The following is a 25,843-nucleotide window of genomic DNA, read 5'->3' as shown; positions in this document are numbered from 1 at the left end:
GGTTACAGGCTGCCGTAGGAGTGCAACCCGGAGAGGAACATGTTCACGCCGATGAAGGCGAAGGTGGTGACCAGCAGGCCGATCACCGCCCACCAGGCCAGCACGGCGCCGCGCAGGCCCTTGGTCAGGCGCATGTGCAGCCAGGCGGCGTAGTTCAGCCAGACGATCAGCGCCCAGGTTTCCTTCGGATCCCACTGCCAGTAGGTGCCCCAGGCCTCGGCGGCCCACAGCGCGCCGAGGATGGTGGCGATGGTGAAGAACGCGAAGCCGATGGCGATGGCCTTGTACATCACGTCTTCCATCACCTTCACCGCCGGCAGGCGGCCGGCGAGGATGCCGCGCTCGGCCAGCAGTACCGCCACGCCGAGCATCGCCGCCAGCGCGAAGGCGCCGTAGCCGATGAAGTTGGTGGGCACGTGCACCTTCATCCAGTAGGACTGCAGCGCGGGGATCAGCGGCTGGATCTCGTGCGCGCCGCGCGAGAAGGTGTACCACAGCAGGAAGGCCACCGCGGCGGAGATCACCACCATGACGAAGGCGCCCATGCGGCGGGTGTCGTAGCGCTGCTCGTAGTACAGATAGAGCAGCGCGGTCATCAGGCTGAACAGCACGAACACTTCGTACAGGTTGCTGATCGGGATGTGGCCGATTTCCGGGCCCAGCAGGTAGGACTCGAACCAGCGCACGAACAGGCCCGCGGTACCCATCGCGGTACCGATCCACACCAGCGCGCTGCCGGTCTTGTCGCCGAATTCCGAGCGCGCCAGCAGGCCGATCCAGTAGGCGCCGGTGGCCATGAAGTAGAGCGCGCTCATCCACATGATCGCGGTCTGGCTGGAGATCAGGTACTTGAGGAAGAACACCTGCTCGGCGCGTTGCAGATCGCCCTGGTACAGCCAGATGCTACAGAGGGACAGCGCCGCGACCGCCGCCAGATAGGGGCGGAAGGGCTTCCAGTACCAGCCGATGAAGATCAGCACCGGCACGTGGAGGATCAGCACGAGGTCGTCGTACACATCCATGAACTCGTGGTAGTGCACCAGCGCGACGATGGCGCCGACGACCAGTGCCGCGGCGTACAGCCAGTCGAAGGTGTCGCGCTGGCGCAGCCAGCCGGTGCGCGTCAGGGAAGGGTGGGCGAGTTCCATCGCTTACCTCGTTGCGGTTGGGTCGGTCCGGCCTTCGCCGGAATCGGGGGCGAGCAGCGCGCTCAGGGCCTCGGCATGGCGCTGGAAGGCTTCGTCCACGTCGATCGCCTTGCGGTTCGACGACATGGCGACCAGTCCGGCGCCCTGGTGTTTGAGCAGCACGAACAGGCGGCGTTCGCGGATGTAGAGCATGGCGAACACGCCCAGCACGAGCAGCAGCGAGCCCAGATACACCAGCGGCTTGCCGGGCGAGCGGGTGACTTGCAGCACGGTGGCCTGCAGGTGCTCGAAGCCGGTGAGCTGCAGGTACAGCGGGGCTTCGTAGAACAGACTGTCGGACAGGGCGGCCAGGGTGTCGCGCAGGAAGGCAGCACGGTTTTCGTTGATTTCCAGCGCGGGCAGGCCGGCATCCACACGCGCCATCATCCAGGCTTCCCAGACCAGCCCCTGGAGGATCTTGACGAACACGTCGGCGGCGCGCTCGCGCTCGGCGGCCGGCACCGAGGCCTCGATGAAGCGACCCACCGTCTCGTAGCCGCGCTCGGAGAACAGCGCCAGGGTGTGGCTGGCGGTTTCCACCAGACGGTCGCGCATCGGCGCCACGGACGGGTCGTCGCCGAAGCTGGCGCTCGCCATGCGGTGGGCCAGCACGTCGCGCCGCGCGGGGTCGAACATCCAGCGTTGGATGGCCAGCCAGGTGTCGATGCGGCCGTCCTCGTCCACCGGCAGGCGCAGGTAGCGGAAGGGCTCGGCCTGGGTCTCGCGCATGCCGGTGTACAGATACCAGCGCCCGTCGCGCTCGATCGGCTGCATGTAGTTCTGGAATTCGCGCGCCTGGCCGGCCTCGTCGCGCAGCTTGAAGGTGAAGCTGGGGCCGATGTTGCGCAGGTCGCGCCCGCTGTCGGTGCGCGCCGCGCCGCTGCCCAGGTGCTCGCGCAGGCGGTCGACGCCGGTGGCGCTGTCCTCGCCGCTGCCCATGTCCTCGACGTTGAACGCGCTGAAGCTGGTCAGCTCCAGCGCGTAGTCGTAACGCGGGTGCTCGAGACGCAGGGTGTCGCCGACGCGGCCTTCCAGCTGCAGCGGCTCGTCGGCCACGTCGCGCAGCAGGTTGTGGCCGGTGAGCTTGAGCAGCGAGCCGCCGTCCTCGAAGCTGGCCTGGTACATCACCACGCCCTTGTAGGTGAGCGGATGGTTGACCTCGATGGTGTGCTCGAAGGATTCGCCGGTTTCGTCGTCGGTGACCAGGATGTCGCTGGCGAAGCGCTTCGGCATGCCGTTTTCGTAGTGATCGACGTGGAACTTCTTCAGCGACACGGTGAACGGCAGTTCCTGCAGCAGAATGCCGTCGTCCACGCTGAGCACCGCGACGTTGGCCGAGCGCCCCTCGGGGATGAACAGGTTGGCGCGGAAGCTCCAGTTGTTCTCGCCCAGGCGGGCCGAGGCGGGGATGTCGGCGATCAGTTGGTTGCCGGTGGTGGTCTGCTTGCCGCCCAGCCACATCTGCACTTTCAGCGGCAGGTTGCCGTCCAGCAGGCCGCCGATGCAGATCAGCACGATGGCGCCGTGCGCGAGGAAGTAGCCGGCACGGTTGAGGCTGCCCTGCTTGGCGGCCACCAGCACGCCGTCCTCGCGTTCGTCGGCGCGTGCGCGGAAGCCGGTGTGCGCCAGATAGGCATCCACGCGCTCGCGCTGCTCGGCGAGCGGGCGTCCGGCGGGCAGTTCGGCCTGATGGGCAAACTGGCGCAGCGACACCTCGCGGGCATGCTCGCGGTAGCTGCGCATCTCGCGCAGCATCGGCGCGCTCTGGCGGACGATGCACAGGCTGGTCGACAGCACCAGGAAGGCGAGGATGACGAGGAACCAGCCGGCGTTGTACACCGAGTACAGGCCGAGCTTTTCGAACACCGGGAACCAGAAGGGTCCGAACTGGTTGAGATAGGCGTTGAACGGCTGGTTCTGCTGGATCACCGTGCCGATCACCGAGGCGATCGCCAGTATGGTCAGCAGGCTGATCGCGAACCGCATCGAGCTGAGCAGTTCGAACAGGGCCTTGGCGGTGCTGCGTTGCATCCTGGTCCTTCAGGCGGACGGGGCGTGTTCTGGCCGGAAACCGCGAAGCGGCCCGGGTGGCCGGCCCCTCGGGATAAAACAAAGGGGTGGCCCGGCCACCCCTTGTACGAGACGCGCGAAAGCGGTTTTCCGCGTCAGCGCAGGCCGGCCGCGTAATCGGCCACCGCGCGCATTTCGGCGTCGGTCATCTTCAGCGCGATCATGCGCATCATCTGGTTCGGGTCGTTGTCGCGGCCGCCGTCGCGGAACTTCTGCAACTGCAGCGTGGTGTATTCGGCGAACTGGCCGGCCAGGCGCGGGTACTGGACCGGCAGGCCGGCGCCGGCCGGACCGTGGCAGGCCGCACAGGCGGGCACGCCCTTGTCGGCGATGCCGGCGCGCCAGATCTTCTGGCCGAGCGCGACGGTTTCGAGGTTCTGGGTGCTTTCCGGCTGCAGGGCCTGGCTGCCGTAGTAGTGGGCGATGGCGTCCACGCCGGCGTCGTCGACCATGGCGGCCATGGCGCTCATCACCGGATCCTGGCGGGTGCCGGACTTGAATTCACGCAACTGCTTGGCGAGGTACTCGGGGATCTGGCCCGCGATCTTCGGATTGGCCGAGAGGGGGCTGTTGCCGTCTGCTCCGTGACAGGCCGCACAGATGGTTTCTGCGAGCTGTTTTGCCTGGGCGATATCGGGAGCCTGCTCCTGGGCCTGGAGGCTGCCTCCGGCCAGCAGCAGCGAAAGCAGCAGGGAACGCTTGATCATGGTGTCCTCGGAAAGCCGTGAGTGGATGTCTCAAACTTGGTATTCTAATACAGGAAGCCGACGTTGCGCGACGCAATGTGGGGTTTTCCGGCCGGGTTTCCGCCCGGTTGATCGCTCTCACGTCCCGCCTCATGCCGCTCTTTCGCAACGCAACATTCGAGATTTCCATCGCCCGCAGCGACGCGCTGCCACCGCCGCACGGCGCCGAGGTCGCCTTTGCCGGGCGCTCCAACGCCGGCAAGTCCAGCGCGATCAACACGCTGGCCGGGCATACCCGGCTGGCCTACGTCTCCAAGACGCCGGGGCGCACCCAGCTGATCAACTTCTTCCGCCTCAACTGCGGCGCCGCGCTCGTGGACCTGCCGGGCTACGGCTACGCCCAGGTGCCGGAGAAGATCCGCCGCCACTGGGCCGCGCTGCTGGAGGATTACCTGACCCGCCGCGAGAGCCTCGTCGGCCTGGTGCTGATGATGGATGCGCGCCATCCGCTGACCCCGCTCGACCGGGCGATGATCGGCTGGTTCGTGCCCACCGGAAAACCCATCCACGTGATGCTCACCAAGAGTGACAAGCTCTCGCGCAACGAAGCCAACAAGACGCTGTTCGCGGTGCGCAGGGACTTGCAGGAACTGGGCGAGCGGGTGAGCGTGCAGCTGTTTTCCAGCCTCGCCAAGACCGGCGTGGAGGAGTGCGAGGCGGTGGTGGCCGGCTGGCTGGGCGTGGCGCCCGGGGCCGCGGAAGCGCCCGTGAAGGCGCCCGGAAAATAAAAACCCCCGGCCAAAGGGGAGAAATGCCGGGGGTTGAAAATGCCTTCTATGCAGTAAGGCACCCGCTCAGGGAGGTGAAGCGGGAGACGGCTCAGCACCATCTGCTTGCTAAGATGGGGCCGGTCGGTTGGAAGTTCCTCCCCGACTTCGTTACCGGATGTATCCCCTTTTTCCTCGTTTTCCGTAAAGAGTGACTGTGAACATGCGACCCACCGGAGCCTTTCCCCAGACCCGCATGCGGCGGATGCGCCGCGATGATTTTTCGCGCCGCCTGATGCGCGAGAACGTGCTGACCGCCGCCGACCTGATCTATCCGGTGTTCGTCCATGAAAACGCAGGGCGTGAGCCGGTGGCCTCGATGCCCGGCGTGGAGCGCCTGTCCATCGACGAACTGCTCAAGGTCGCCGAGGAGGCGCTGGAACTCGGCATTCCGGCGCTCGACCTGTTCGGCGTGCCGGACCCGGGCCTGAAGACCGCCGACGGCGCCGCCGCCTGGCGCGAGGACGGTATCATCCAGCGCGCGGTGCGCGCGCTGAAGGCGCGCTTCCCCGAACTGGGGGTGATCACCGACGTCGCGCTCGACCCGTACACCACGCACGGCCAGGATGGCCTGCCGGACGAAACCGGCTACATCGTCAATGACGAGACGGTCGCGGCGCTGGTGCGCCAGGCCTTGTCCCACGCCGCCGTCGGCGCGGACGTCATCTCACCCAGCGACATGATGGACGGCCGCATCGGCACCCTGCGCAACGCGCTGGAAGAGGCCGGCTTCATCCACACCCGCCTGCTGTCCTACAGCGCCAAGTACGCCAGCAGCTTCTACGGCCCCTTCCGCAGCGCGGTGGGTTCGGCGGCCAACCTGGGCAAGGGCAACAAGTACACTTACCAGATGGACCCGGCCAACTCTGACGAGGCGATCCGCGAAGTCGAGCTGGACATCGCCGAGGGCGCCGACATGTTCATGGTCAAGCCCGGCCTGCCCTACCTGGACATCGTGTACCGGGTGAAGCACGAACTGGGCGTGCCGACCTACGCCTACCAGGTGAGCGGCGAGTACGCCATGATCAAGGCCGCCGCCGCCAACGGCTGGGTGGACGGGCAGGCCACCATGCTGGAAAGCCTGCTGGCCTTCAAGCGCGCCGGGGCCGACGGCATCCTGACCTACTTCGCCCTGGAAGCCGCGCGCTGTCTGAAGCACGGCGCATGAGCCGTTCCGTCCTGCGACCGCTGCGCGTCACCGACCTCGATGCGGTGCTGCGCGTGCAGGCCAGCGCCTATCCGCCCGGCTATCATGAGGAGGCCGAGGTGTTCGCCACCCGCCTGGCGCTCGCGCCGGGTGCCTGCTGGCTGGGCGAACAGGACGGCCGCGCGGCGGCCTACGTGATTGCCCATCCGTGGGCGGACGAGCAGCCGCCTGCCCTGCACACGCCGCTCGGGGAGCGGCCGCCGGGTGGGGACAGGGTGTTCCTGCACGATCTGGCGGTCAGTCCGGATGCGCGCGGCGGCGGGCTGGCGCGCGGCCTGTTCGGCAAGGTGGCCGACTGGGCGCGCGCCCAGGGCGCGCGGGAGATCATGCTGGTGGCGCTGGCCGACGCGCACGGCTTCTGGCTGCGCCAGGGCTTCGCGGCCGATCCGGCGCCGCTGCCGGCGGCCTATGGGGCCGGGGCCTGCCGCATGCGCCTCGCGCTGGCGGCCTAACGCGCCAGCCGGCCGAGGGCGCGGCGCAGGTCGAGCACCGAGGCGATCTTTACATCCACGAAGGCCGGGCAGCGCAGTGCGCGGCTCACCCATACGGTGCGCATGCCCAGGCGGCGCGCGGTGCGCAGGTTCATCGCGGAGTCTTCCACGAGGATGCAACGCTGCGGGTTGAGCCGGTGCGCGCGCAGCACCTCGCGGTAGGCGCGCACGGCCGGTTTGGGATGCAGCTTCATGCGCTCGACGCCGAACACGTCGTCGAAGCGATGGCGCATGCCCATGACGTCGAGCACCGCCTCGGCGTAGCGCTGCGGGCCGTTGGAAAACACGATCTTGCGGCCGGGCAGGCGGCGCAGCAGGCCGTCGAGCGCGCGCTCGAACACCATCAGTTCGTGCAGGCGCTCGAAGCGGTGGGTTTCCGCGAGAAAGTGGTGCGGATCGGTGCCGTGGTGGCGCATCAGTCCGGTCAGCGTGGCGCCGTAGCGCCGCCAGTAGTCCATCCGCAGCGTGTTGGCCTCGTCGATGGAGAGGTCCAGATGGCGGGCCAGATAGTCCGTCATGCTGCGGTTGATGTGCGGAAAGATGTGCGGACTGGCGTTGTGCAGCGTGTTGTCGAGATCGAACAGCCAGACCGGGGCGTGGGTCACCGGCCGGCCCCCGGGCGCGCGGCGAAGCGCACGATGGCGCGGCCGTCCTCGGTGGTTTTCGGTTCGGCCTTCCAGGCGTGTCCCTGGATGATCTCGAAGGTGGCGGGCAAACGTCCTTCGCGGCGCAGTTCTTCGTAGGCAGCGCGTGCTTGTGCCCAGCCGTTGCGGCCGCTCAGCCCGCGCGGGCGCGTGGTGGAAGCGTTGGCGCAGCCGGGCAGGCGCAGGTCGGCGAGCAGGTCGTCGAAATCGGCGTAGGTCAGGGTGAGCATTTCCATGTCCATCACCGGGTCGGCGAAGCCCGCGCGCACCAGCGTGTCGCCGATGTCGTGCATGTCGATGAAGCAATGCACGCGCTCGCCGGCCCCGGCGGGCAGCGCCTCGCGCAGTTCCCTGAGGGTGTCCGGGCCCAGCGTGGAGAACATCGCCATGCCGCCCACTTCCAGCACGCGGTGCATTTCCTTGAGGGCGGGCAGCGGGTCGGCCAGCCAGTTCAGCATCAGGTTGGACCACACCATCGACACGCTGGCATGCGCCAGGGGCAGCGCGCAGGCATCGGCGCACAGCAGCGGCGTGGCGGGCGCGCGGCCGAGCAGGCGGCCGAGCAAGCCCTGCCCGGCGCGTTCGCGGCGGCGGGCCTCGGCCAGCATGGGGGCGGCGAAGTCGATGCCGATGCGCTCGGCCTGCGGATAGCGCGCGCCGAGCAGGGCGAGATCCTCGCCAATGCCGCAGCCCAGGTCGACGATGCGCGCAGGGGTGAAGCGGATGTACTCCAGGCGTTCATCCATGCGGCGCGCCAGTTCGCGCGCCAGCACGGCATTGCCGGCGTAGCGCGCGGCGGCCGCGCCGAAGCGGCGGCGCACCAGCGCGCGGTCGAGCGCGAAATCCGCGGGGGCGTTCACGGCGGGCTCAGATGGATTGCAGGCCGAGGCGTTCGAACAGGCGGTCGTCGCGCCCGGCTTCCGGGTTGTCGGTGGTCAGCAGGCGGTCGCCGTAGAACATCGAGTTGGCGCCGGCCAGGAAGCACAGCGCCTGCATCTCGTCGCTCATCTGCTCGCGGCCGGCGGACAGGCGCACGTAGCTGGTGGGCATGGTGATGCGCGCAGCGGCGATGGTGCGCACGAATTCGAAGGGGTCGAGCGGCTCGGCATCGCCCAGCGGCGTGCCGGGAATCGGCACGAGATTGTTGATCGGCACCGATTCCGGCGCGGGCGACAGATTGGCCAGCTGGGCGAGCAGCGCGGCGCGCGCCCGGCGGCTTTCGCCCATGCCGACGATGCCGCCGCTGCACACGTTGATGCCGGCCTTGCGCACCTCGCCCAGGGTGTCCAGGCGGTCCTGCTGGCTGTGCGTGGTGATCACCTGGCCGTAGAACTCCGGCGCGGTATCCAGGTTGTGGTTGTAGTAGTCCAGCCCGGCGTCGGCGAGCTTTTCGGCCTGGCCTTCGCGCAGCATGCCCAGCGTCACGCAGGTTTGCAGGCCGAGCTTCTTGACCTCGCGCACCATCTCCAGCACCGGCTCCAGGTCCTTGTCCTTGGGGCCGCGCCAGGCCGCGCCCATGCAGAAGCGCGAGGCGCCCTTGGCCTTGGCCGCGCGCGCGTTTTCCAGCACTTCGTCGATGGGCAGCAGGCGTTCGCGTTCCAGTCCGGTGTGGTGGCGCGCGGCCTGCGAGCAGTAGCCGCAGTCTTCCGAACAGCCGCCGGTCTTGATCGACAGCAGGGTGGAGCGCTGGATGGCGTTGGCGTCGAAATGCCGGCGATGCACCTGCTGGGCGCGGTACAGCAGATCCATGAAGGGCAGTTCGAACAGCGCCAGGATGTCGGCGGTGCGCCAGGAGGCTTGCGGTTCTGCGGGAGCGGCGTCGGCCGGTGTGGCATGAACCGCCGCATCGGGGGTGGAATACATTGTCATGAAGCGGAATCCGGGCTGTAATGCGGGTGTCGCGCATGTTCCGATATCGGCGGAAAGCTTGTCAAATTCGCTCCCCTGGCGCCGCGTGCCGGGCCACCTGGCCGATCTGCTGCTGCCGCAGGACTGTTTCGTCTGCGGCGCGCCGGCGCGCGCCGAGGCGCTGTGCCCCGCATGCCGGGATGAACTGCCGGCGCAGGGCCCGTCGGTCTGCCCTTGCTGCGCCCTGCCGTCGCCCAGTGGTGCGCTGTGTGGCGAATGCCAGTGTTCGCCGCCGGACTTCGACGCGACGCATGCGCTGTATCGCTACGCGTTTCCGGTCGACCGCATGGTGCAGGGGTTGAAGTATCATCGCCGCCTGGCGCTGGCGCGCTTCTTCGCCGGCCGTCTGGTGGACGGGTATCCGCCGTTCGAAGCCGACCTGCTGCTGCCGATGCCCTTGCATGCGCGCCGGCTGGCCGAGCGCGGTTTCAATCAGGCGGTGGAAATCGCCCGTCCGCTGGCGCGGGCCTGGAGGCTGCCGCTGGATGTGAATGGGGTGCGCCGGGTGCGCGATCTGCCGGCCCAGGCCGGATTGTCGCGCGCCGCGCGCACCGCCAACCTGCGCAAGGCCTTTGCCTGCCGGCGCGATCTCGCCGGCATGCGGGTGCTGGTGGTGGACGACGTGATGACCACCGGCGCCAGCCTGCGCGAGCTTGCGCGCGTGCTGAAGGCGCACGGCGCCGCGCGTGTGGAAAATCTGGTGGTGGCCCGTACGCCCTGATTCATCCCGCCCGGTCCGGGCGCCCGAGTTCTTCGCCCATGTTCGACATCGTTCTCTACCAGCCCGAAATCCCGCCCAACACCGGCAACACCATCCGCCTGTCGGCCAACTGCGGTGCCCGCCTGCATCTGGTGAAGCCGCTCGGCTTCGAGATCACCGACAAGACCCTGGCGCGCGCCGGGCTGGATTACCACGATCTCGCCCACGTCGTCGTGCATGAGGACTGGGCGGCCTGCCTGGCCGCGCTGGCGGGGCGGCGCATCTTCGCGTTCAGCACGCGCGGCGCGCGGCGCTACGATCAGGTGGAGTACCGCGAGGGCGACGTGCTGCTGTTCGGGCGCGAAACCAGCGGCCTGCCGGAAGAACTGCTCGCCGCGCTGCCGCAGGTACAGCGCGTGCGCGTGCCGATGCGCCCGGCCAACCGCAGCATCAATCTGTCCAACACGGTGGCGCTGGCCGTATACGAAGCCTGGCGCCAGCACGATTTCGCCGGGGCGGCGTAGGAGCGGCCTTGGCCGCGATGCGGCGGTGGTTTCCTCGCAGGCCGCATCGCGGCCAAGGCCGCTCCTACTCGTGCTTGGGATCGCGGGCGAGCAGGCGGTCGACGGCCTCGGCGGCCGACAGGCCGCGATGCAGCAGGGCATCGACGGCTTCGCACAGGGGCATTTCCACGCCGTGGCGGGCCGCCAGCGCGGCGACCTCGCGCGCGGTGGGCACGCCTTCGGCGACGTGGCCGAGCTCGCGCAGGATGACGTCCAGCGTCTTGCCCTGGGCGAGCGCGAGGCCGACGCGGCGGTTGCGCGACAGGTCGCCGGTGCAGGTGAGGATCAGGTCGCCCATGCCGGCCAGACCCATCAGGGTTTCCGGGCGGCCGCCGAGGGCGACCGCGAGGCGGGCGATTTCCGCTAGGCCGCGGGTGATCAGCGCGGCGCGCGCGTTGAGGCCGAAGCCCATGCCGTCGGAAACGCCGGCGGCGATGGCCATGACGTTCTTCAGCGCACCGCCGATTTCCGCGCCGACCAGATCGGTGTTGGCATAGACGCGCAGCAAGGGCTGGTGCAGCACGGGCAGCCAGTGCTCGACGAAAGCGGCGTCGCGCGAGGCCAGGGTGATCGCGGTGGGCTGGCCGCGCGCCACCTCGGCGGCGAAGCTGGGGCCGGTGAGCACGCCGCAGGGCGCGTCCTGGCCGAGTTCTTCCTCGACGATCTCGTGCGGCAGGCGGCCGCTGCCGGCTTCCAGGCCCTTGCACGCCCACACCAGCGGGGTGCCGGGGCGTACGCGCTGCAGCGCGCGTACCGTGGCGCGCAGGCCGATCAGCGGTGTGACCACCAGATGCAGATCGGCTTCGGCGGCGGCCTCATCGATCGAGGCGGTGACTTCCAGATCTTCGGGCAGTGCGACGCCAGGCAGGTAGCGGCGGTTCTCGCGCTGCGCGCGCAGTTCGGCGACGTGTTCCGCCTCGTATCCCCACAGGGTGACGCGGTGGGGGCCGTGGAAGGCCAGCGCCAGCGCGGTTCCCCAGGCGCCGGCGCCCAGTACGGCAATCTGCACGCCTACAGCCCCCAGACTTCGGTGACGCGCACGAAGCCGGTGGCGCCGTCGCGGTGGCGCACCTGTACCCAGCCGTCGGTCGGCGTGCCGATCAGGTCGAGGACCACGTCCTTCACGGCCTCGAAGGCGATCGGCGCTGCTTCTTCCGCGCTGCGCCGGGCGGCGGCGCGTTCGGCGGTCACCAGCACGGTGCGCTTGCCGGCGAGCTGGCGCGCCTCGATCCAGGTGATGGCGCCGCCCGGGTCGCGTACCTTGACCCATTTGTCGAGCACCACGACGATTTCCACCGGGGTGCCGGTGGCGGCGATATAGAGGCGCTTGCCCTGCGCCGACGGCGCGTCGTACAGGATGGCCGGCTCGCTCACCGAACGATAGTCGATGGCCGAGGCCGCGCCGGAGGCGAGGATCAGCGCGAGGGCGAGGGGGCGCAGGGCGGCACGCATGGCGGGCTTACTGCACCGTGGGCGCGGGTTCGCCGATCGCGGCTTCGGCGCGCTGTTGCTGTTGCGACTGGTAGAGCGCTTCGAAGTTGACCGGGGCGAGCATGACCGGCTGGAAGCCGGCGCGGGTGACCGCGTCGGACACCGCTTCACGCGCGTAGGGGAACAGGATGTTGGGGCAGCCGATCATCAGCACCGGCTCCAGTTCGCCTTCGGGAACGTTGCGGATCTGGAAGATGCCGGCCTGCTGGACTTCGACCAGGAACACGGTCTTGTCCTCGCCCAGCGAGGCGGTGACGGTGACGGTCAGGGTCACGTCGAAGATGCCCTCGTCGACGCCCTTGCCCTCGGTGCGCAGTTGCACGTTGATCTGCGGGTTCTCGCGCTCCAGGAAGATCTGCGGGGCGTTGGGGACTTCCACCGAGAGATCCTTGACGTAGAGCTTCTCGATGGAAAAGACGGGTTGGACGTTTTCGGTCATTTTGCGGTGTTCCGGTTGCGTTGAGGGTCTGTGCGGGCGGCCGTTCAGGCTTCGCCCTGCAGCAGCGGGTCGAGGCGGCCTTCGCGGTCGAGCGCGTACAGGTCGTCACAGCCGCCGACATGGTAATCGCCGATGAAGATCTGGGGAACGGTGCGCAAGCCGGTGAGTTGCATCATTTCGTCGCGCCGAGAGGGGTCGAGGTCGATGCGGATCTTGTCGATGGCCTCGATGCCCTTGCGCTTGAGCAGCGCCTCGGCGCGCACGCAGTAGGGGCACACGCCGGTGGCGTACATGCGGATGGCGGGACGGGCGCTCACTTCTTCTTCCCCTTGCCTTCGTTCCTGCGGCTGCCGCGGTCGAGGGGCTGGCCGGCCTTTTCCCACTCGTACAGGCCGCCGCGCAGGTTGTAGAGCTTCTCGAAGCCGGCCTTGCGCAGCGCGGCGATGGCGCCGGAGGAGCGCGCGCCGCTCTGGCAGCACAGCACCAGCGGACGGTCGCGGTATTTTTCCAGTTCGCCCTTGCGGCGCTCCAGGTCGGCCAGCGGAACGTGCAGCGCGTTGGGGATGTGGCCCTGGGCGTACTCGCCGTCGTTGCGCACATCGACCACCACCGCGTCCTCGCGGTTGATCAGCAGGGTCGCTTCGATCGGCGACAGCAGGGACTTGTCGGCCTTGGCGCGGATCGCCTCGATCAGCAGCCAGCCGCCGCTGAACGCCGCGAGCGCGGCCCAATGCCAGTTTTGCTGCAGGAATTCCACTTGCACTTGCTCCGTTGAGGGTTGATCAGTTGCCCGGCCTGTCGCCGCAGAACACCTCGCGCATCAGGCCGATGAGCTGCAGCGTGCGCTGGTCGCCCACCCGGTAATACACCCGGTTGGCGTCCTTGCGCGTGTGCAGCACGCCCTTGTCGCGCAGGATGGCCAGATGCTGGGAGATGTTGCTCTGCGAGGTGCCCACCGCATCGACGATGTCCTGCACGCACACCTCGGTGTCGCCGAGCACGCAGAGGATCTTCAGGCGCAGCGGATGCGCGATCGCCTTCAGCGCGCGGGCGGCCGTCTCGATGTGCTCGTGCCGGTCGATGAGCGAGAGGATTTCGTCCTTGGTCACGATGGTTCGCGGGTGGGCAAAAGACCTAGTATAAAATACCGCGCCGAAATGTTGCGCGGCGCGTTCAGTCTCCACGGTGCCGCGCGCATGCCTTTCGATTCAATCATTTCCCGGATTTCGAGCGCACATGTACAAGATCGTTCTGCTACGCCACGGCGAGTCCACCTGGAACAAGGAAAACCGCTTCACCGGCTGGACCGACGTCGACCTCACCGAACAGGGCGTCCAGGAAGCCCACGCCGCCGGCCAGTTGCTCAAGCGCGAGGGCTATGCCTTCGATCTGGCCTTCACCTCGGTGCTCAAGCGGGCCAACAAGACGCTCAACATCGTGCTGGAAGAACTGAGTTCGCTGTGGCTGCCGGTGGAGCATTCCTGGCGCCTCAACGAACGCCACTACGGTGCGCTGCAGGGCCTCAACAAGGCCGAGACCGCCGCCAGGTACGGCGACGAGCAGGTGCTGGTGTGGCGCCGTTCCTACGACACCCCGCCGGAGCCCCTGCAGGACGGCGACGAGCGCCTGAACTGGGACGATCCGCGCTATGCCGCGCTGCCGCGCGCGCAGTTCCCGCGCACCGAGTGCCTGAAGGACACCGTGGCGCGCGTGGTGCCGTACTGGGAGACGGTGATCGTGCCGCACATCCTCGCCGGCCGCCGCCTGCTGATCGCCGCGCACGGCAACAGCCTGCGCGCGCTGATCAAGTACCTGGACAACATCTCCGACGACGACATCGTCGCCCTCAACATCCCCACCGCCCAGCCGCTGGTGTATGAGCTGGACGCCGACCTGCGCCCGATCAAAAGCTACTACCTGGCCGACGAGGACACCATCCGCGCCGCCCAGGCCGCCGTGGCCGCGCAGGGCAAGGCCAAGGGCTGACGGACCCCGGCCGGCGCATGCGCGTGCCAAGCCGTCCGACGCTGGCTGCCCTGCTGCTCGCCGTGCTGGCGGGGCTGACTCCGGCCGCGTACGGGCAGCAGGCCAGTGCGCCGGACGAAGCCGCGCAGCGCCGCGCAGATCTGGATGAAGTCAAGAAGCGCATCCGCGAGCTGCAGAAGGAGATCGCCGGCACCGAGCAGTCGCACAGCGGCGCCACCGCCGCGCTGGTGGAGGCCGAGCGCGCGGTCTCCCGCCTGGAGCGCCGGCTGCGCCAACTGGCCGGTGAGCGCCAGGAGGCCGAAAAGGCGCTGAAGGCGCTGGAGCGCGAGCAGGCCGAGGTGAGCGCACGCGTCGATGCGCGCCAGGCCGAACTGGCCGACTGGCTGCGCCGCCATTACATGCATGGCGGTGCGGATGGCGTGGCCCCTTTCCTGTCGGCGCGCGACCCCAACCAGATCGCCCGCGACGCGCATTACCTGGAACACCTCGGGCGCGCCCGGCTGGCGCTGATCGACAGCCTGCGCGCCGACCTGCGGCGCAATGCCGAACTGGCGGCGGAAGCCAGTGCGCGGCGCGACCGCGTGGCGGCGCTGGAAAGCGAACAGCAGCAGCGCCGCGCCGATCTGCAGGCCACCCACGAAACCCGCAAGCGCGCGGTGGCCGAACTGGCCGCGCAACTGCGCGAGCAGCGCAAGGAAGCGGCCACGCTGCGCCAGGATGAACAACGCCTGGGCCGCCTGATCGAGGCCCTGGCGCGTGCCGCCGCCGAGCAGCAGCGTGCGCGCGAGCAACGCGCCCGCGAACAGGCCGCGCGCGCCCAGCCGCCGCGCAGCGCCAGCGGGCAGGTCGCCAGGCCCGGCCGCAGCGATCCGGTGGTCGGCCAGGTGCGCCAGGCGGCCGGCCCCACGGCCGCGGCGAGTTTCGACCAGTTGCGCGGCAAGCTGCGTTTTCCGGTGCGCGGCGAACTGGTCGGGCGTTTCGGTGCTCCAAGAGCGGCAGGCGGCACCACCTGGCGCGGCGTGTTCATCCGCGCGCGCGATGGCGAGGAGGTGCGCGCGGTGGCCGCCGGCGAGGTGGTGTATTCCGATTGGCTGCGCGGCTTCGGCAATCTGATCATCGTCGACCACGGCAAGGGCTACCTCACCGTGTATGGCAACAATGATGCCCTGCTGCGTGAAGTGGGCGACGAAATCGCCGGGGGCGACCCGATCGCCAGCGTGGGCGCCAGCGGGGGCGACGCGCAAACCGGTTTATACTTTGAAATCCGCCACCAGGGCACGCCGGTGGATCCGATGCAGTGGGTCCGGCTCGATTAGGCGATTTGAATACGGGCGGTCGATCCGCCGATGGAGTGGTCATGCGTAGCAAGCTGCAGAGTGTGGGGCTGGTATTCACCGGCGTGTTGGCCGGGGTGCTGATCAGCCTGAATTTTTCCGCCAACGCCGACAGGGCGCTGGCGCCGCTGCCGGTGGAGGAACTGCGCGCGTTCGCCGACGTGTTCAACGCCATCAAGCAGGGCTACGTCGAGCCGGTCGAGGACAAGAAGCTGATCACCCATGCGATCAGCGGCATGCTCTCCGGCCTGGACCCGCATTCGGCCTACCTGGACGCCGAGGCCTTCAAGGATCTGCAGGTCGGCACCCAGGGTGAATTCGGCGGCCTGGGCATCGAGGTCGGCATGGAAGACGGTTTTGTCAAGGTCATCTCGCCGATCGAGGATACCCCGGCCTTCCGCGCCGGCGTGCAGGCCGGCGACCTGATCGTCAAGCTCGACGACACGCCGGTGAAGGGCATGAGCCTCAACGACGCGGTCAAGCGCATGCGCGGCAAGCCGGATACCCGCATCACCCTGACCATCATGCGTCCGGGCCAGAGCGCGCCCATCGTGCTGACGCTGACCCGCGAGGTCATCAAGGTGCGCAGCGTGCGTTCCAGCGTCGTCGAGCCGGGCTACGGCTATGTGCGCGTGGCGCAGTTCCAGGAAAACACCGCCTCGTCGCTGGTCGAGCACCTCGGCAAGCTGGCCAAGGAAGGCGAACTGAAGGGCCTGGTGCTCGACCTGCGCAACGACCCGGGCGGCCTGCTGCACGGCGCGGTCGGCGTGGCCGGCGCCTTCCTGCCGCGCGACACCCTGGTGGTGTCCACCGACGGGCGCGCCGAGGACGCCAAGCGCGAATACCGCGTGATCCCCGAGGATTATCTGCGCGGCCGCCGCGACGACTTCCTGCGCGCGCTGCCGGAGGGGCTGAGCAACGTGCCCATGGTGGTGCTGGTCAATGCCGGCTCGGCCTCGGCCTCGGAAATCGTCGCCGGCGCGTTGCAGGACCACAAGCGCGCGGTGGTGATGGGCACGCGCACCTTCGGCAAGGGCTCCGTGCAGACCATCCTGCCGCTCAACAACAGCACCGCGATCAAGCTCACCACGGCGCGCTACTACACGCCCAACGGACGTTCCATCCAGGCCAAGGGCATCGAGCCGGACATCGTCGTCGAGGAGTCGCCCAACGGCGGTTCTTCGCGCCGCGTGCGCGAGGCCGACCTGCAGGGCCACCTGGGCAACGACCGCGAAGCCGAAGTGTCGGCCGACGCCGACCGCGGCAGCGAGACGGAAGAGCCCCCCCTGCCGCGCTTCGAGATGGGCGGCAAGGACGACTATCAACTCGGCCAGGCGATCAATCTGCTGAAGGGGCTGCAGGTCGTGCAGACCAAGAAGTAGTTTTCCCGGGCCCGCGGAGGCTGCCATGCGGCGAGAAACCGCGTACAGACTGGCCGGCCGCCGGCACGACCACCCGGTCGGCGGCGCCGGCATCCGGAAGGCGCGCGAACTGCGCTTCAAGGCCCTGCCGCCCGGGCAAGTGGAACGCGCCTGGCTGTTCCTGGGGCTGCTCAAGGGCGTACAGGTGGAGCGTCTCGACAATCCGCTGGCGCTCGGCATCCGCTACTCGGTGCTCGAGTACTCGCTGGAGTCCATCGAGGATGCCCTGAGCGAGGCCGGTTTCCGGCTCGACAACACCCTCTACATGAAGCTCGTGCGCGCGCTGGTGTATTTCTGCGAGGAAACCCAGCGCCACAACCTCGAATCGCCCGAACGCCTGCTGAAGAAATCCAACGAGGCCTATGTCCAGGCCTGGGACCAGCATGCGCACGGCGACCATGACGACGCCCCGCCCGAACTGCGCGAGTACAAGTAAGCCCGGCGCGCCCGTGCCCTCCGACCGGCCTTTCCGATGAACGACCACCAGCTTCTGCGCTACAGCCGCCACATCCTGCTGCCCGAACTCGACGTGGCCGGGCAGGAGGCCATCCTCGGGGCGCGCGTGCTGGTGATCGGCGCCGGCGGGCTGGGTTCGCCGGCTGCCATGTACCTGGCGGCGGCCGGCGTCGGCACCCTGGTGCTGGCCGATGGCGACACCGTGGATCTGACCAATCTGCAGCGCCAGATCCTCCACGGCGAAGCGGACGTCGGCCGGGCCAAGGTGGAATCGGGGCGCGACAGCGTGCTGCGGCTCAATCCGGGCGTGCGCGTCGAGGCCCTGGCGCATCGCCTGGAAGGCGCGGAGCTGGACGAGCAGGTGGCCGCCGCCGACGTGGTGCTCGACTGCTGCGACAACTTCGCCACCCGCCATGCGGTCAATCGCGCCTGCGTGCGCCATCGCCGTCCGCTGGTGTCCGGCGCGGGGATCCGCTTCGACGGCCAGGTGTCGGTGTTCGACCTGCGCCCGGGGCGGGAAGGGCCGTGCTACAACTGCCTGTTCCCGGAAGACCTCGAGGCCGAGGAGGTGCGCTGTGCGGTGATGGGCGTGTTCGCCCCGCTGGTCGGCATCATCGGCGCCACGCAGGCGGCCGAGGCGCTCAAGCTGCTGGTGGGCTGCGGGAAAACGCTGGCCGGCCGGCTGCTGCTGCTCGACGGGCTGGCGATGGAGTGGCGCTCGGTATCGCTGGGGCGCGACCCCGGCTGCGCGGTGTGCGCAGAGGCCGGGCGCGCCTAGTTTTCCGGCCGGGCGATCAGGCGCAGGTCGCTGCCCAGCATGCGCAGGTCGATGACGCGCAGCCGGCGTGCTGCTTCCAGCGTTTCCAGTTGCGGCAGGCGGAACAGCCCCTGGGCGGCGTCGCCGACCAACAGCGGAGCGTAGTACATCAGCAGTTCGTCCGCCCAGCCTTCGTTGAGCAATGAGCCGTTGAGCCCGAAGCCGGCTTCCGCGTGCACTTCGTTGATCCCACGGCCTGCCAGTTCGCCCAGCAGCGCGCCCAGATCCACCTTGCCGGCATCGTTGGGCAGCACGAGGATTTCCGCGCCGGCGTCGTGCAGGCGGGCAGCACGCTTGCCGTCCGTGCTGGCGGTGGCGATCAGGCAGTCGCAGCCAGCCAGGATGCGCGCCTGTGGCGAAACTTCCAGCCGGGCATCCACCAGCACCTTGCGCGGCTGGCGCTCGCAGGGTACGCCGCGCACGGAAAGCTGTGGGTCGTCGGCGCGCACGGTGCCGATGCCGGTGAGGATGGCGCAGGCGCGCGCGCGCCAGCGGTGCCCGTCCAGGCGGGCGGCCTCGCCGGTGATCCACTGGCTCGCGCCGTTGTCCAGCGCGGTCTTGCCGTCCAGCGTGGCGGCGCTCTTGACGCGCAGCCAGGGCCGGCCGCGCGTCATGCGCGCGATGAAGCCGATGTTCAGTTCGCGCGCCTGGGCTTCGAGCAGGCCGGAAGCGGTGTCGATGCCGGCGGCGCGCAGACGCGCCAGGCCCTGGCCGGCAACGCGCGGGTTGGGGTCCTGCATGGCGGCCACCACGCGGCCGACGCCGGCGGCGATCAGCGCGTCCGCGCAGGGCGGGGTGCGGCCGTGGTGGGAGCAGGGTTCCAGGGTGACGTAGGCGGTGGCGCCGCGGGCCTGTTCGCCGGCGGCGCGCAGGGCGTGGACCTCGGCGTGCGGCTCACCGGCGCGTGCATGCCAGCCCTCGCCGACGATGTGCCCGTCGCGCACCAGCACGCAGCCCACGCGCGGGTTCGGCGTGGTGGTGCACAGCCCGCGTTCGGCCAGCGCGAGCGCGCGGGCCATGTGTTCGTGATCAGTTGCCGAAAAGGTCATGCTCGGGGTCCGGCTGACCGGGGGATTCCTTGCGCCCCCGGCGCGGACGCGCCTGCACTTCGCGGATGACGTCGGAGAATTCGTCCACATCGGCGAAGTTGCGATACACCGAGGCGAAGCGGATGTAGGCGACCTTGTCGAGCTTCTTCAGCTCCTTCATCACCAGTTCGCCCAACTGCTGGCTGGGGATCTCCGGTTCGCCCAGGGAGAGCAGGCGGGCCTCGATGCGATCCACCGCAGCTTCGACCGCCTCGGTGGTCACCGGGCGCTTGCGCAGCGCGAGCTGCATGCTGCCGGCCAGCTTGTTGTGGTCGAACTCGCTGCGGTTGCCGTTGCGCTTGACGATGTGCGGCATCTTCAGATCGATGCGCTCGTAGGTGGTGAAGCGCTTGTCGCACTTCGGGCAGCGGCGGCGGCGGCGGACCACGTCGCCGTCCTCGTTCTCACGAGTGTCGGTGACCTGGGTGTTCGGATCGCCGCAGAAGGGGCATTTCATCGCAGTCTCGCGGTGGCCGGGCGCGCATTCCTGGACGCCCGGCCGCCTTGCGGCTTACTTGCCGTAGACCGGGAACCTGGCACACAGCGCGGCGACCTTGTCGCGTGTGCGGCCGATCACCGTCTGGTCGTGCGGGGCATCCAGCACGTCGGCGATCAGGTGGGCGATCTGTTCGGCCTCGATCTCGGTGAAGCCGCGCGTGGTCATGGCCGGCGAGCCGATGCGGATGCCGGAGGTGACGAAGGGCTTTTCCGGGTCCTTGGGAATGGCGTTCTTGTTCACCGTGATGTGGGCGCTGCCCAGCACCGCCTCGGCTTCCTTGCCGGTGATGTTCTTGGCGCGCAGATCGACCAGGAACACGTGGCTTTCGGTACGCCCGGAGACGATGCGCAGGCCGCGCTCCTCGCCCAGCACGCGCGCCATCACGCGGGCGTTGGCGATCACCTGCTCCTGGTAGTTGCGGAAGGCCGGCGTGGCGGCTTCCTTGAAGGCCACCGCCTTGGCGGCGATGACGTGCTCCAGCGGGCCGCCCTGCAGGCCGGGGAAGATGGCGGAGTTGATCGCCTTCTCGTGTTCCGCCTTCATCAGGATGATGCCGCCGCGCGGGCCGCGCAGGGTCTTGTGGGTGGTGGAGGTGACCACGTCGGCATGCGGCACCGGGTTGGGGTAGTAGCCGGCGGCGATGAGGCCGGCGTAGTGGGCCATGTCCACCCAGAAGATGGCGCCGACTTCCTTGGCGATCCTGGCGAAGCGCTCGAAATCGATGCGCAGCGCATAGGCCGAGGCGCCGGCGATGATGATCTTCGGCTTGTGCTCGCGGGCCAGCCGCTCCATGGCTTCGTAGTCGATGGCTTCCTGGGCGTCGAGGCCGTAGGCGACCACGTTGAACCACTTGCCGGACATGTTCAGCGGCATGCCGTGGGTAAGATGGCCGCCCTCGGCCAGGCTCATGCCCATGATGGTGTCGCCCGGCTTGGCGAAGGCCATCAGCACGGCCTGGTTGGCCTGGGAGCCGGAGTTGGGCTGCACGTTGGCGGCCTCGGCGCCGAACAGCGCCTTGAGGCGGTCGATGGCCAGCTGCTCCACCACGTCCACGTGCTCGCAGCCGCCGTAGTAACGCTTGCCCGGATAGCCCTCGGCGTACTTGTTGGTGAGCTGGGAGCCCTGGGCTTCCATCACCGCGTGGGAAACGTAGTTTTCGGAGGCGATCAGCTCGATGTGGTCTTCCTGGCGGCGGTTCTCCGCCTGGATGGCGGACCAGAGTTCGGGATCGACCTTGGCGAGGGTGTCTTGCGAGGAGAACATGGACGGGCTCGGGTAACGAGTGGTTTTAAAAGCGGATGTTACCACGCTGCGCAGGCGGGGAAGCGGTGCCGGGGCGGCCGGCCAGGGCCATCGCATGAATGCCCGTGCGCTGAATTCCCCGGCCCGCAAACGTCTGTCCAAGGCCGCCTACTCCGGCAAGGCACGCCCTGCAAAGTCTTCCTTCTGCGGGTTCCGGCGCGTGTCGTTCAACCCGTCACGGAAGTCGGGCCGGGGGTGTGCCTGTGCATCAGCGGCCTAGCAGGCTGCCCAGTGCCACGCGGAAGCTGACGATGGGCAAGGTGTCCGGCTGTTGAATGCCTTCGGACACGGTGCCCAGGTCGATGGACTGGTTGATGCCCGCGTTCCCCTGCGACGCCGGGGGCATGGATTCCAGCAGCCCGAAGTTGCGGGTGTTGGTCACCGATTCCAGGCGGGCATTGAGTTCGAGTTGCAGTGCGAGGATTTTTTGCCTCGTGTTTTGGTCCGCGGCGCCCACGCTTCCGAGCAACTCGTTGATCTTGGCGTTCAGTGCGGCCCGGGAGGTTTGCTGGCGGGTTTCCGCGAAAGCGATGCGCTTGGCGCGAATCTGGAAGTGGGTGATGAACAGCCGGTCCAGATCGAGCAGCCGGCTGCCGTCAGTGGCCTGGTGCCGTGCCCGCAGGGCGTCGAGCAGCTTGAACAGGTCCTGGCCGAAGTGCAGCGTGAGCACGCGCGGGTTGGCCATGATCAGGTAGCCCTCGATATGCCGCTTGTCGGCCGCCTCCAGACCGGCGGCGGTGGTGTCGGCCGCCTGTACCTTGCCGCTTGCTTCGACGCTGCGGGCCCAGTTGGCCACGACCAGACCGCCTTTTTCGAGAGTTGCCAAGTGGCGTTGCTGCTTCCCGTCGACGAGCGTTTCGGCGTCTTTTGCAGCCGTCCGCGCCGTGTCGAGCGCCTCCGTGGTTATGCCCTTTTGCTCCAGTTGCAGAACCTCCAGCTTTTTCTGCACCAGCACGGCAATGCTTTCCTGCAAGGTGAGCACCTGCTCGCGGACCGCGTGGAGTTCCGCCAGGGAGAGATCGCCACCGGTGGAGGGGTAGTCCCGCACGCTGAGGCGGCTGGTGGGCGACAGCGGCAGCAAGCGCGGCGACATGGCGTCCGGCAGGTCGTCCGGCAGCGGATTCATGGAGGCCAGCCAGCGCCGCTTCCAGAACGGCAGTTGATCCAGATTGCGGCTGATGCTGCCGGGAACGTCCTCGGCGTGCAGGCCGTTGATGCCGATCGCCCGCTGCACGAGGATGCCGTTGGCGCCATAGACCACGCTCGAACTCTGCCCCAGTTCGGTCAGGCTGCTGTTCATCGGCGCGGTGGTGGAACATCCGGACAGCAACGCCAGCGCGCAGGCGGCAAGGAAGGTGTGCATCCTGTTCATGGGCGTTCGCCTCGGAGGAGGGGAATGGAAAGGCCGAAGCGCGCTGGGTGGGGAGATGCAGGCACCCGGTTTCTCCGCAGGTTGTCCGTGCTGCCCCGACACATGTGCGACCTTGGGGCTGCTGTCATGGCGGACCGCTCATCGGCGCACGATTCGATCATGTTTTGTATGGTGCATAAATATGCCCGCGAAAACAATGCCGGTGTGCCGCGACATGGGGCTGTGCCGCTGCGTGCAAGCCATGCAAGGGGAGCGGCGATTACAGGGGGGGCGGAAGGTGCGTCTGGCGGAGATCCAGCTGCGGTAGAACGATCGATAACCGAGGCGCCCGCCGTTGCGCCGTAAAAATGCCGTTAATTCGCGGACGGCGCCCGCCCGCCGTCGGCCGATTCGTCCAGGGTGTCGTCCAGATGGTCCTGCTCGGCCCAGGACAGCAGGCGCCAGCCTGCGGCGTCGCGTTCCAGCCAGTTCAGCCCGGCGTTGGGGATGGAGAAATCGCGCGGGATGTGGAGCGGCCGGCCGCTGGCCAGGCGGTGGGCGACGTCGAGCACGCCGCCGTGGGTGAATACCAGCACCCGTCCGCCGGGGTGGGCGGCGGCGATGCGTTCCAGTGTGTGCCGGATGCGCGTGGCAAAGGTGTTCAGGCTCTCGCCACCGAGCAGGTCGAACTGCGGGTCGCGTCCGTGCCAGCGGCGATAGTCCTCGGGATGGCGGGCCTGCGCCTCTTCGTGCGTGAGGCCCTGGAAGGCGCCGTAGTGGCGCTCGCGCAGATCCGCGTCGATCTGCACGGGGAGGCTGAGTGCGTTGCCGGCGGCCTGGGCGGTGCGCAGGGCGCGCGCCAAGTCACTGCTGTGGATGGCGTCGAAGGGGGCGAGGCCGGCCAGCGCGCGGGCGGTGGCCTCGGCCTGGCGTTCCCCCGTGGGATTCAGGGGAACGTCCAGGTGGCCTTGCAGGCGGCGCTCGGTGTTCCAGGCGGTTTCACCGTGGCGCACCAGGCACAGCCGGGTGGAGATCACCATCCGCCGCCGCCGTCCGAGTCGCCACCGCTGCCCCAGTCGCCACCGCTTCCAGGAAGCTGGATCTGGATGGTGTCGAGGTCTACGTCGACCGCCGAGTCCAGACTGCCGGTCACGAGTCCGGGGAAGGCGATCAGCAGGCCGATCAGCAGGATCTGCAGGGCGACGAAGGGCAGCGCGCCACGATAGATCTGCGTGGTGCGGATGCCTTCGATGCGTTTGCCGGTGACCCGGTCGACGAAGCGCGAGACCGGCGTGACGCTGCGCAGGTAGAACAGCGCGAAGCCGAACGGTGGAGTCAGGAAGGAGGTCTGTAGGTTCACCGCGATGAGGATACCAAACCAGATCAGGTTGATGTCCATCTTGGCTGCGACCGGCGCCAGCAGCGGGATCAGGATGAAGGCGATCTCGAAGAAGTCGAGGAAGAAGCCGAGCAGGAACACCACCGTATTGACGAACACCAGGAAGCCGATTTCGCCGCCGGGCAGCTTGTCGAACAGGTGCTCGACCCAGTGGTTGCCGTCCACCGCGGTGAAGGTGAAGCTGAACAGCGTGGAGCCGATCAGGATGAACAGCACGAACACCGACAGGCGGGTGGTCGATTCGAGCGCCTGGATGAGTGTCTTGAGGTCCAGGCGGCGGCGCAGCAAGGCCATCAGCAGCGCGCCGGCCGCGCCCATGGCGCCGCCTTCGGTCGGCGTGGCCACACCGAGGAAGATGGTGCCCAGCACCAGGAAGATGAGTGCCAGCGGCGGAATCATCACGAAGGTGAATTGCTGGGCCATCGGCGACAGCAGGCCCAGGCGCAGCAGTTTGTTGGCGCCGGCCAGCACCATGGAGATGAGGGTGCCGAAGGTCATCGACATGACGATGGTTTCGTCCCGCGCGCGTTCCAGGGCTTCGGTGCCCTGCAGCCAGCCCAGGATGTCGCCGTAGTAATACCCGAACACCACCGACAGGCCGACCACCAGCGTGCTGAACACCAGCAGCGAGCGTCCCCCGGAAGAGCCGTCCGGCTGGCGGAAGGTGCGCGCTTCGATCGGCAGGGCGGGGACCAGCTTGGGCAGGAAGATGGCCACGCCGATGATCAGCACCGCGTACAGGCCGATCAGCATGAAGGCCGGGGTGAAGGCGCCGCGGAACATGTCGCCCACGCTCACGCCGAGCTGGTCGGCCACCACGATCAGCACCAGCGACGGCGGCAGCGCCTGCGCCAGCGTGCCGGAGGCGGTGATGGTGCCGCAGGCGAAGGCCGGGTTGTAGCCGTAGCGCAGCATGATGGGCAGCGAGATCAGCCCCATGGAGATCACCGCGGCGGCGACCACACCGGTGGTGGCAGCGAGCAGCGAGCCGACGAACAGCACGGAGAGCGCCAGGCCGCCGCGGATCGGGCCGAACACTTGGCCGGCGGTTTCCAGCAGGTCCTCGGCCATGCCGCTGCGTTCGAGGATCAGCCCCATCAGGGTGAAGAAGGGAATGGCCAGCAGGGTGTCGTTCTGCATGATGCCGAACACCCGCAGCGGCAGCGCCTGGAACAGCGAGGCCGGCAGCAGGCCGAGTTCGATGCCGACGAAGCCGAACACCAGTCCGCAGGCGGCCAGCGAGAAGGCCACCGGGAAGCCGGAAAGCAGGAACAGCATGACCGTCCCGAACATGATCGGGGCGATATTGGCGGTGAAGAATTCGATCATTGTTTGCGAGCCTCGTCGCTGGCATCGGAAGCCTGGCCGGAGCCGGCGGGCGTATCGGCGGAGGCGTGCGCCTCTTCCGTGTCGTGATGGCCGCCGAGCTGCTGCGGGTCGGGGCCGCGGCCGGTGAGGAAGGCGGCCCGCTTGATCAGTTCGGAGATCGATTGCAGGCCGAGCAGGGCGAAGCCGGCCGGCACCAGGGCATACGCCGGCCAGCGGATCAGGCCGCCGGCGTTCGACGACATTTCGTTGGTCGTGTAGGCCTGGGCGAGAATGGGCCAGGAGAACTGGATCATGAAGTAGCACATCGGCAGCACGAAGAAGACGATGCCGCCGATATCGATCCAGGTGCGTACGTGCCGCGGCAGGCGGTTCGAGACGACGTCGATGCGCACGTGGGCGTTCTGCAGGAAGGTATAGCCGGCGCCGAGCAGGAATACCGCGGCGAACAGATACCACTGGATTTCCAGGAAAGCGTTGGAGCCGACGTTGAAGGCTTTGCGGATGATGGCGTTGCCCGCGCTGATGAGCGTGGCGGCCAGCACCAGCCAGATGATGGATTTCCCGACCAGCCGGCTGAGCCGGTCGATGACCTGGGAGAGGTGGAGCAGCATGTTCATGATGTCGGGCCTTGGATAGGCGTGGAGGCGG

The 25,843-nt window shown here is 68.3% G+C and carries 29 protein-coding genes; 10 read left to right on the top strand and 19 right to left on the bottom strand.

Annotated elements, in window-relative coordinates; all coding sequences use genetic code 11:
- Nucleotides 1-2: 2 nt before the first annotated feature.
- The 3 genes from ccsB to E6C76_RS18735 all read right to left on the bottom strand — a co-directional run bounded on the left by ccsB (nt 3) and on the right by E6C76_RS18735 (nt 3,964).
- Complete coding sequence (gene ccsB / locus E6C76_RS18745; RefSeq protein ID WP_136349780.1) at nt 3-1,148, bottom strand: c-type cytochrome biogenesis protein CcsB; 1,146 nt, start codon at nt 1,146-1,148, stop codon at nt 3-5.
- Nucleotides 1,149-1,151: 3 nt separating this feature from the next.
- The gene (locus tag E6C76_RS18740; RefSeq protein WP_136349779.1) at nt 1,152-3,218 is read right to left on the bottom strand and encodes a cytochrome c biogenesis protein ResB; all 2,067 of its coding nucleotides are present in this window, start codon (nt 3,216-3,218) and stop codon (nt 1,152-1,154) included.
- A 134-nt stretch (nt 3,219-3,352) separates the two neighbouring features.
- Nucleotides 3,353-3,964 carry a c-type cytochrome gene (locus E6C76_RS18735; RefSeq protein ID WP_136349778.1) on the bottom strand — a complete coding sequence of 204 codons (612 nt, stop codon included), beginning with the start codon at nt 3,962-3,964 and terminating at the stop codon, nt 3,353-3,355.
- Nucleotides 3,965-4,095: 131 nt separating this feature from the next.
- Between E6C76_RS18735 and yihA the strand changes: the two genes are divergently transcribed.
- From yihA to E6C76_RS18720, 3 genes are all read left to right on the top strand, one after another.
- Complete coding sequence (yihA, locus tag E6C76_RS18730) at nt 4,096-4,731, top strand: ribosome biogenesis GTP-binding protein YihA/YsxC (RefSeq protein WP_136349777.1); 636 nt, start codon at nt 4,096-4,098, stop codon at nt 4,729-4,731.
- A 202-nt stretch (nt 4,732-4,933) separates the two neighbouring features.
- Nucleotides 4,934-5,938 (top strand): porphobilinogen synthase, encoded by a 1,005-nt coding sequence (hemB, locus tag E6C76_RS18725; protein WP_136349776.1) that lies wholly within the window; start codon nt 4,934-4,936, stop codon nt 5,936-5,938.
- Nucleotides 5,935-6,429 carry a GNAT family N-acetyltransferase gene (locus tag E6C76_RS18720; RefSeq protein WP_136349775.1) on the top strand — a complete coding sequence of 165 codons (495 nt, stop codon included), beginning with the start codon at nt 5,935-5,937 and terminating at the stop codon, nt 6,427-6,429. The genes hemB and E6C76_RS18720 overlap by 4 nt, the downstream gene beginning before the upstream one ends.
- Here E6C76_RS18720 and E6C76_RS18715 read toward each other — a convergent pair.
- From E6C76_RS18715 to bioB, 3 genes are read right to left on the bottom strand one after another with little or no spacing between them, the layout of a single operon-like run.
- Nucleotides 6,426-7,073 carry a pyrimidine 5'-nucleotidase gene (locus E6C76_RS18715; protein WP_136349774.1) on the bottom strand — a complete coding sequence of 216 codons (648 nt, stop codon included), beginning with the start codon at nt 7,071-7,073 and terminating at the stop codon, nt 6,426-6,428. The genes E6C76_RS18720 and E6C76_RS18715 overlap by 4 nt on opposite strands.
- The gene (locus tag E6C76_RS18710) at nt 7,070-7,972 is read right to left on the bottom strand and encodes a methyltransferase domain-containing protein (RefSeq protein WP_136349773.1); all 903 of its coding nucleotides are present in this window, start codon (nt 7,970-7,972) and stop codon (nt 7,070-7,072) included. Before E6C76_RS18710 ends, E6C76_RS18715 begins: the two co-directional genes overlap by 4 nt.
- Nucleotides 7,973-7,979: 7 nt before the next feature.
- Complete coding sequence (bioB, locus tag E6C76_RS18705) at nt 7,980-8,981, bottom strand: biotin synthase BioB (RefSeq protein WP_136349772.1); 1,002 nt, start codon at nt 8,979-8,981, stop codon at nt 7,980-7,982.
- 58 nt (nt 8,982-9,039) lie between these two features.
- Here bioB and E6C76_RS18700 point away from each other — a divergent pair, with 58 nt between their 5' ends.
- Nucleotides 9,040-9,741, top strand: a complete 702-nt coding sequence (locus E6C76_RS18700) for a ComF family protein (protein WP_230976323.1) — start codon at nt 9,040-9,042, stop codon at nt 9,739-9,741.
- Between the two features lie 38 nt (nt 9,742-9,779).
- Entirely contained in the window at nt 9,780-10,244 is a 465-nt protein-coding gene (locus E6C76_RS18695; RefSeq protein WP_136349770.1) for a tRNA (cytidine(34)-2'-O)-methyltransferase, read from the top strand.
- 64 nt (nt 10,245-10,308) lie between these two features.
- Here E6C76_RS18695 and E6C76_RS18690 read toward each other — a convergent pair whose 3' ends face one another.
- From E6C76_RS18690 to E6C76_RS18665, 6 genes are read right to left on the bottom strand one after another with little or no spacing between them, the layout of a single operon-like run.
- Nucleotides 10,309-11,292: an NAD(P)H-dependent glycerol-3-phosphate dehydrogenase gene (locus tag E6C76_RS18690; protein WP_230976322.1), complete on the bottom strand. Its 984-nt coding sequence runs from the start codon at nt 11,290-11,292 to the stop codon at nt 10,309-10,311.
- Nucleotides 11,293-11,294: 2 nt separating this feature from the next.
- Nucleotides 11,295-11,735, bottom strand: coding sequence for an SH3 domain-containing protein (locus tag E6C76_RS22495; protein ID WP_136349768.1), 441 nt, complete (start codon nt 11,733-11,735; stop codon nt 11,295-11,297).
- Between the two features lie 7 nt (nt 11,736-11,742).
- A complete protein-coding gene (secB, locus tag E6C76_RS18680; protein ID WP_136349767.1) occupies nt 11,743-12,213 on the bottom strand; it encodes a protein-export chaperone SecB in 471 nt (156 codons plus the stop codon).
- A 44-nt stretch (nt 12,214-12,257) separates the two neighbouring features.
- The gene (grxC, locus tag E6C76_RS18675) at nt 12,258-12,506 is read right to left on the bottom strand and encodes a glutaredoxin 3 (protein WP_136349861.1); all 249 of its coding nucleotides are present in this window, start codon (nt 12,504-12,506) and stop codon (nt 12,258-12,260) included.
- Between the two features lie 20 nt (nt 12,507-12,526).
- Entirely contained in the window at nt 12,527-12,970 is a 444-nt protein-coding gene (locus tag E6C76_RS18670) for a rhodanese-like domain-containing protein (RefSeq protein ID WP_136349766.1), read from the bottom strand.
- Between the two features lie 25 nt (nt 12,971-12,995).
- On the bottom strand, nt 12,996-13,322 hold the full coding sequence (locus E6C76_RS18665; RefSeq protein ID WP_136349765.1) for an ArsR/SmtB family transcription factor: 327 nt from the start codon (nt 13,320-13,322) through the stop codon (nt 12,996-12,998).
- Nucleotides 13,323-13,449: 127 nt separating this feature from the next.
- Between E6C76_RS18665 and gpmA the strand changes: the two genes are divergently transcribed.
- From gpmA to E6C76_RS18640, 5 genes are read left to right on the top strand one after another with little or no spacing between them, the layout of a single operon-like run.
- On the top strand, nt 13,450-14,199 hold the full coding sequence (gpmA, locus tag E6C76_RS18660; protein ID WP_136349764.1) for a 2,3-diphosphoglycerate-dependent phosphoglycerate mutase: 750 nt from the start codon (nt 13,450-13,452) through the stop codon (nt 14,197-14,199).
- A gap of 17 nt (nt 14,200-14,216) precedes the next feature.
- Nucleotides 14,217-15,515: a murein hydrolase activator EnvC family protein gene (locus tag E6C76_RS18655; RefSeq protein ID WP_136349763.1), complete on the top strand. Its 1,299-nt coding sequence runs from the start codon at nt 14,217-14,219 to the stop codon at nt 15,513-15,515.
- A 41-nt stretch (nt 15,516-15,556) separates the two neighbouring features.
- On the top strand, nt 15,557-16,915 hold the full coding sequence (locus tag E6C76_RS18650; RefSeq protein WP_136349762.1) for a S41 family peptidase: 1,359 nt from the start codon (nt 15,557-15,559) through the stop codon (nt 16,913-16,915).
- A 25-nt stretch (nt 16,916-16,940) separates the two neighbouring features.
- Complete coding sequence (locus tag E6C76_RS18645) at nt 16,941-17,390, top strand: hypothetical protein (RefSeq protein WP_136349761.1); 450 nt, start codon at nt 16,941-16,943, stop codon at nt 17,388-17,390.
- Nucleotides 17,391-17,426: 36 nt separating this feature from the next.
- Nucleotides 17,427-18,188 (top strand): HesA/MoeB/ThiF family protein, encoded by a 762-nt coding sequence (locus E6C76_RS18640; RefSeq protein ID WP_136349760.1) that lies wholly within the window; start codon nt 17,427-17,429, stop codon nt 18,186-18,188.
- Here E6C76_RS18640 and ribD read toward each other — a convergent pair.
- From ribD to E6C76_RS18605, 7 genes are all read right to left on the bottom strand, one after another.
- Nucleotides 18,185-19,276: a bifunctional diaminohydroxyphosphoribosylaminopyrimidine deaminase/5-amino-6-(5-phosphoribosylamino)uracil reductase RibD gene (gene ribD / locus E6C76_RS18635; RefSeq protein WP_136349759.1), complete on the bottom strand. Its 1,092-nt coding sequence runs from the start codon at nt 19,274-19,276 to the stop codon at nt 18,185-18,187. The genes E6C76_RS18640 and ribD overlap by 4 nt on opposite strands.
- Entirely contained in the window at nt 19,257-19,772 is a 516-nt protein-coding gene (nrdR, locus tag E6C76_RS18630; RefSeq protein ID WP_136349758.1) for a transcriptional regulator NrdR, read from the bottom strand. The genes ribD and nrdR overlap by 20 nt, the downstream gene beginning before the upstream one ends.
- A 54-nt stretch (nt 19,773-19,826) precedes the next feature.
- Nucleotides 19,827-21,077: a serine hydroxymethyltransferase gene (gene glyA / locus E6C76_RS18625; protein ID WP_136349757.1), complete on the bottom strand. Its 1,251-nt coding sequence runs from the start codon at nt 21,075-21,077 to the stop codon at nt 19,827-19,829.
- Nucleotides 21,078-21,324: 247 nt separating this feature from the next.
- Nucleotides 21,325-22,488, bottom strand: a complete 1,164-nt coding sequence (locus E6C76_RS18620) for a hypothetical protein (RefSeq protein ID WP_136349756.1) — start codon at nt 22,486-22,488, stop codon at nt 21,325-21,327.
- A gap of 353 nt (nt 22,489-22,841) precedes the next feature.
- Nucleotides 22,842-23,507, bottom strand: a complete 666-nt coding sequence (locus E6C76_RS18615; RefSeq protein ID WP_211090289.1) for a histidine phosphatase family protein — start codon at nt 23,505-23,507, stop codon at nt 22,842-22,844.
- Nucleotides 23,501-25,195, bottom strand: a complete 1,695-nt coding sequence (locus E6C76_RS18610; RefSeq protein ID WP_136349755.1) for a TRAP transporter large permease — start codon at nt 25,193-25,195, stop codon at nt 23,501-23,503. Before E6C76_RS18610 ends, E6C76_RS18615 begins: the two co-directional genes overlap by 7 nt.
- Nucleotides 25,192-25,812, bottom strand: coding sequence for a TRAP transporter small permease subunit (locus E6C76_RS18605; RefSeq protein ID WP_136349754.1), 621 nt, complete (start codon nt 25,810-25,812; stop codon nt 25,192-25,194). The genes E6C76_RS18610 and E6C76_RS18605 overlap by 4 nt, the downstream gene beginning before the upstream one ends.
- Nucleotides 25,813-25,843 lie beyond the last annotated feature (31 nt).

The organism is Pseudothauera nasutitermitis (genome assembly GCF_004801295.1).
In the GTDB taxonomy this organism is placed as follows: Bacteria; Pseudomonadota; Gammaproteobacteria; order Burkholderiales; family Rhodocyclaceae; genus Pseudothauera; species Pseudothauera nasutitermitis.
Note: the sequence above shows the minus strand (reverse complement) of the source record. Positions and strands in the feature narration are given on the sequence as shown.

What these genes read in the sequence shown, in the direction of transcription:
- ccsB (WP_136349780.1), bottom strand. Translation starts at nt 1,148, where the DNA reads ATGGAACTCGCCCACCCTTCCCTGACGCGCACCGGCTGGCTGCGCCAG.
- E6C76_RS18740 (WP_136349779.1), bottom strand. Translation starts at nt 3,218, where the DNA reads ATGCAACGCAGCACCGCCAAGGCCCTGTTCGAACTGCTCAGCTCGATG.
- E6C76_RS18735 (WP_136349778.1), bottom strand. Translation starts at nt 3,964, where the DNA reads ATGATCAAGCGTTCCCTGCTGCTTTCGCTGCTGCTGGCCGGAGGCAGC.
- yihA (WP_136349777.1), top strand. Translation starts at nt 4,096, where the DNA reads ATGCCGCTCTTTCGCAACGCAACATTCGAGATTTCCATCGCCCGCAGC.
- hemB (WP_136349776.1), top strand. Translation starts at nt 4,934, where the DNA reads ATGCGACCCACCGGAGCCTTTCCCCAGACCCGCATGCGGCGGATGCGC.
- E6C76_RS18720 (WP_136349775.1), top strand. Translation starts at nt 5,935, where the DNA reads ATGAGCCGTTCCGTCCTGCGACCGCTGCGCGTCACCGACCTCGATGCG.
- bioB (WP_136349772.1), bottom strand. Translation starts at nt 8,981, where the DNA reads ATGACAATGTATTCCACCCCCGATGCGGCGGTTCATGCCACACCGGCC.
- E6C76_RS18695 (WP_136349770.1), top strand. Translation starts at nt 9,780, where the DNA reads ATGTTCGACATCGTTCTCTACCAGCCCGAAATCCCGCCCAACACCGGC.
- E6C76_RS22495 (WP_136349768.1), bottom strand. Translation starts at nt 11,735, where the DNA reads ATGCGTGCCGCCCTGCGCCCCCTCGCCCTCGCGCTGATCCTCGCCTCC.
- secB (WP_136349767.1), bottom strand. Translation starts at nt 12,213, where the DNA reads ATGACCGAAAACGTCCAACCCGTCTTTTCCATCGAGAAGCTCTACGTC.
- grxC (WP_136349861.1), bottom strand. Translation starts at nt 12,506, where the DNA reads ATGTACGCCACCGGCGTGTGCCCCTACTGCGTGCGCGCCGAGGCGCTG.
- gpmA (WP_136349764.1), top strand. Translation starts at nt 13,450, where the DNA reads ATGTACAAGATCGTTCTGCTACGCCACGGCGAGTCCACCTGGAACAAG.
- E6C76_RS18655 (WP_136349763.1), top strand. Translation starts at nt 14,217, where the DNA reads ATGCGCGTGCCAAGCCGTCCGACGCTGGCTGCCCTGCTGCTCGCCGTG.
- E6C76_RS18650 (WP_136349762.1), top strand. Translation starts at nt 15,557, where the DNA reads ATGCGTAGCAAGCTGCAGAGTGTGGGGCTGGTATTCACCGGCGTGTTG.
- E6C76_RS18645 (WP_136349761.1), top strand. Translation starts at nt 16,941, where the DNA reads ATGCGGCGAGAAACCGCGTACAGACTGGCCGGCCGCCGGCACGACCAC.
- E6C76_RS18640 (WP_136349760.1), top strand. Translation starts at nt 17,427, where the DNA reads ATGAACGACCACCAGCTTCTGCGCTACAGCCGCCACATCCTGCTGCCC.
- ribD (WP_136349759.1), bottom strand. Translation starts at nt 19,276, where the DNA reads ATGACCTTTTCGGCAACTGATCACGAACACATGGCCCGCGCGCTCGCG.
- nrdR (WP_136349758.1), bottom strand. Translation starts at nt 19,772, where the DNA reads ATGAAATGCCCCTTCTGCGGCGATCCGAACACCCAGGTCACCGACACT.
- glyA (WP_136349757.1), bottom strand. Translation starts at nt 21,077, where the DNA reads ATGTTCTCCTCGCAAGACACCCTCGCCAAGGTCGATCCCGAACTCTGG.
- E6C76_RS18620 (WP_136349756.1), bottom strand. Translation starts at nt 22,488, where the DNA reads ATGAACAGGATGCACACCTTCCTTGCCGCCTGCGCGCTGGCGTTGCTG.
- E6C76_RS18615 (WP_211090289.1), bottom strand. Translation starts at nt 23,507, where the DNA reads ATGGTGATCTCCACCCGGCTGTGCCTGGTGCGCCACGGTGAAACCGCC.
- E6C76_RS18610 (WP_136349755.1), bottom strand. Translation starts at nt 25,195, where the DNA reads ATGATCGAATTCTTCACCGCCAATATCGCCCCGATCATGTTCGGGACG.
- E6C76_RS18605 (WP_136349754.1), bottom strand. Translation starts at nt 25,812, where the DNA reads ATGAACATGCTGCTCCACCTCTCCCAGGTCATCGACCGGCTCAGCCGG.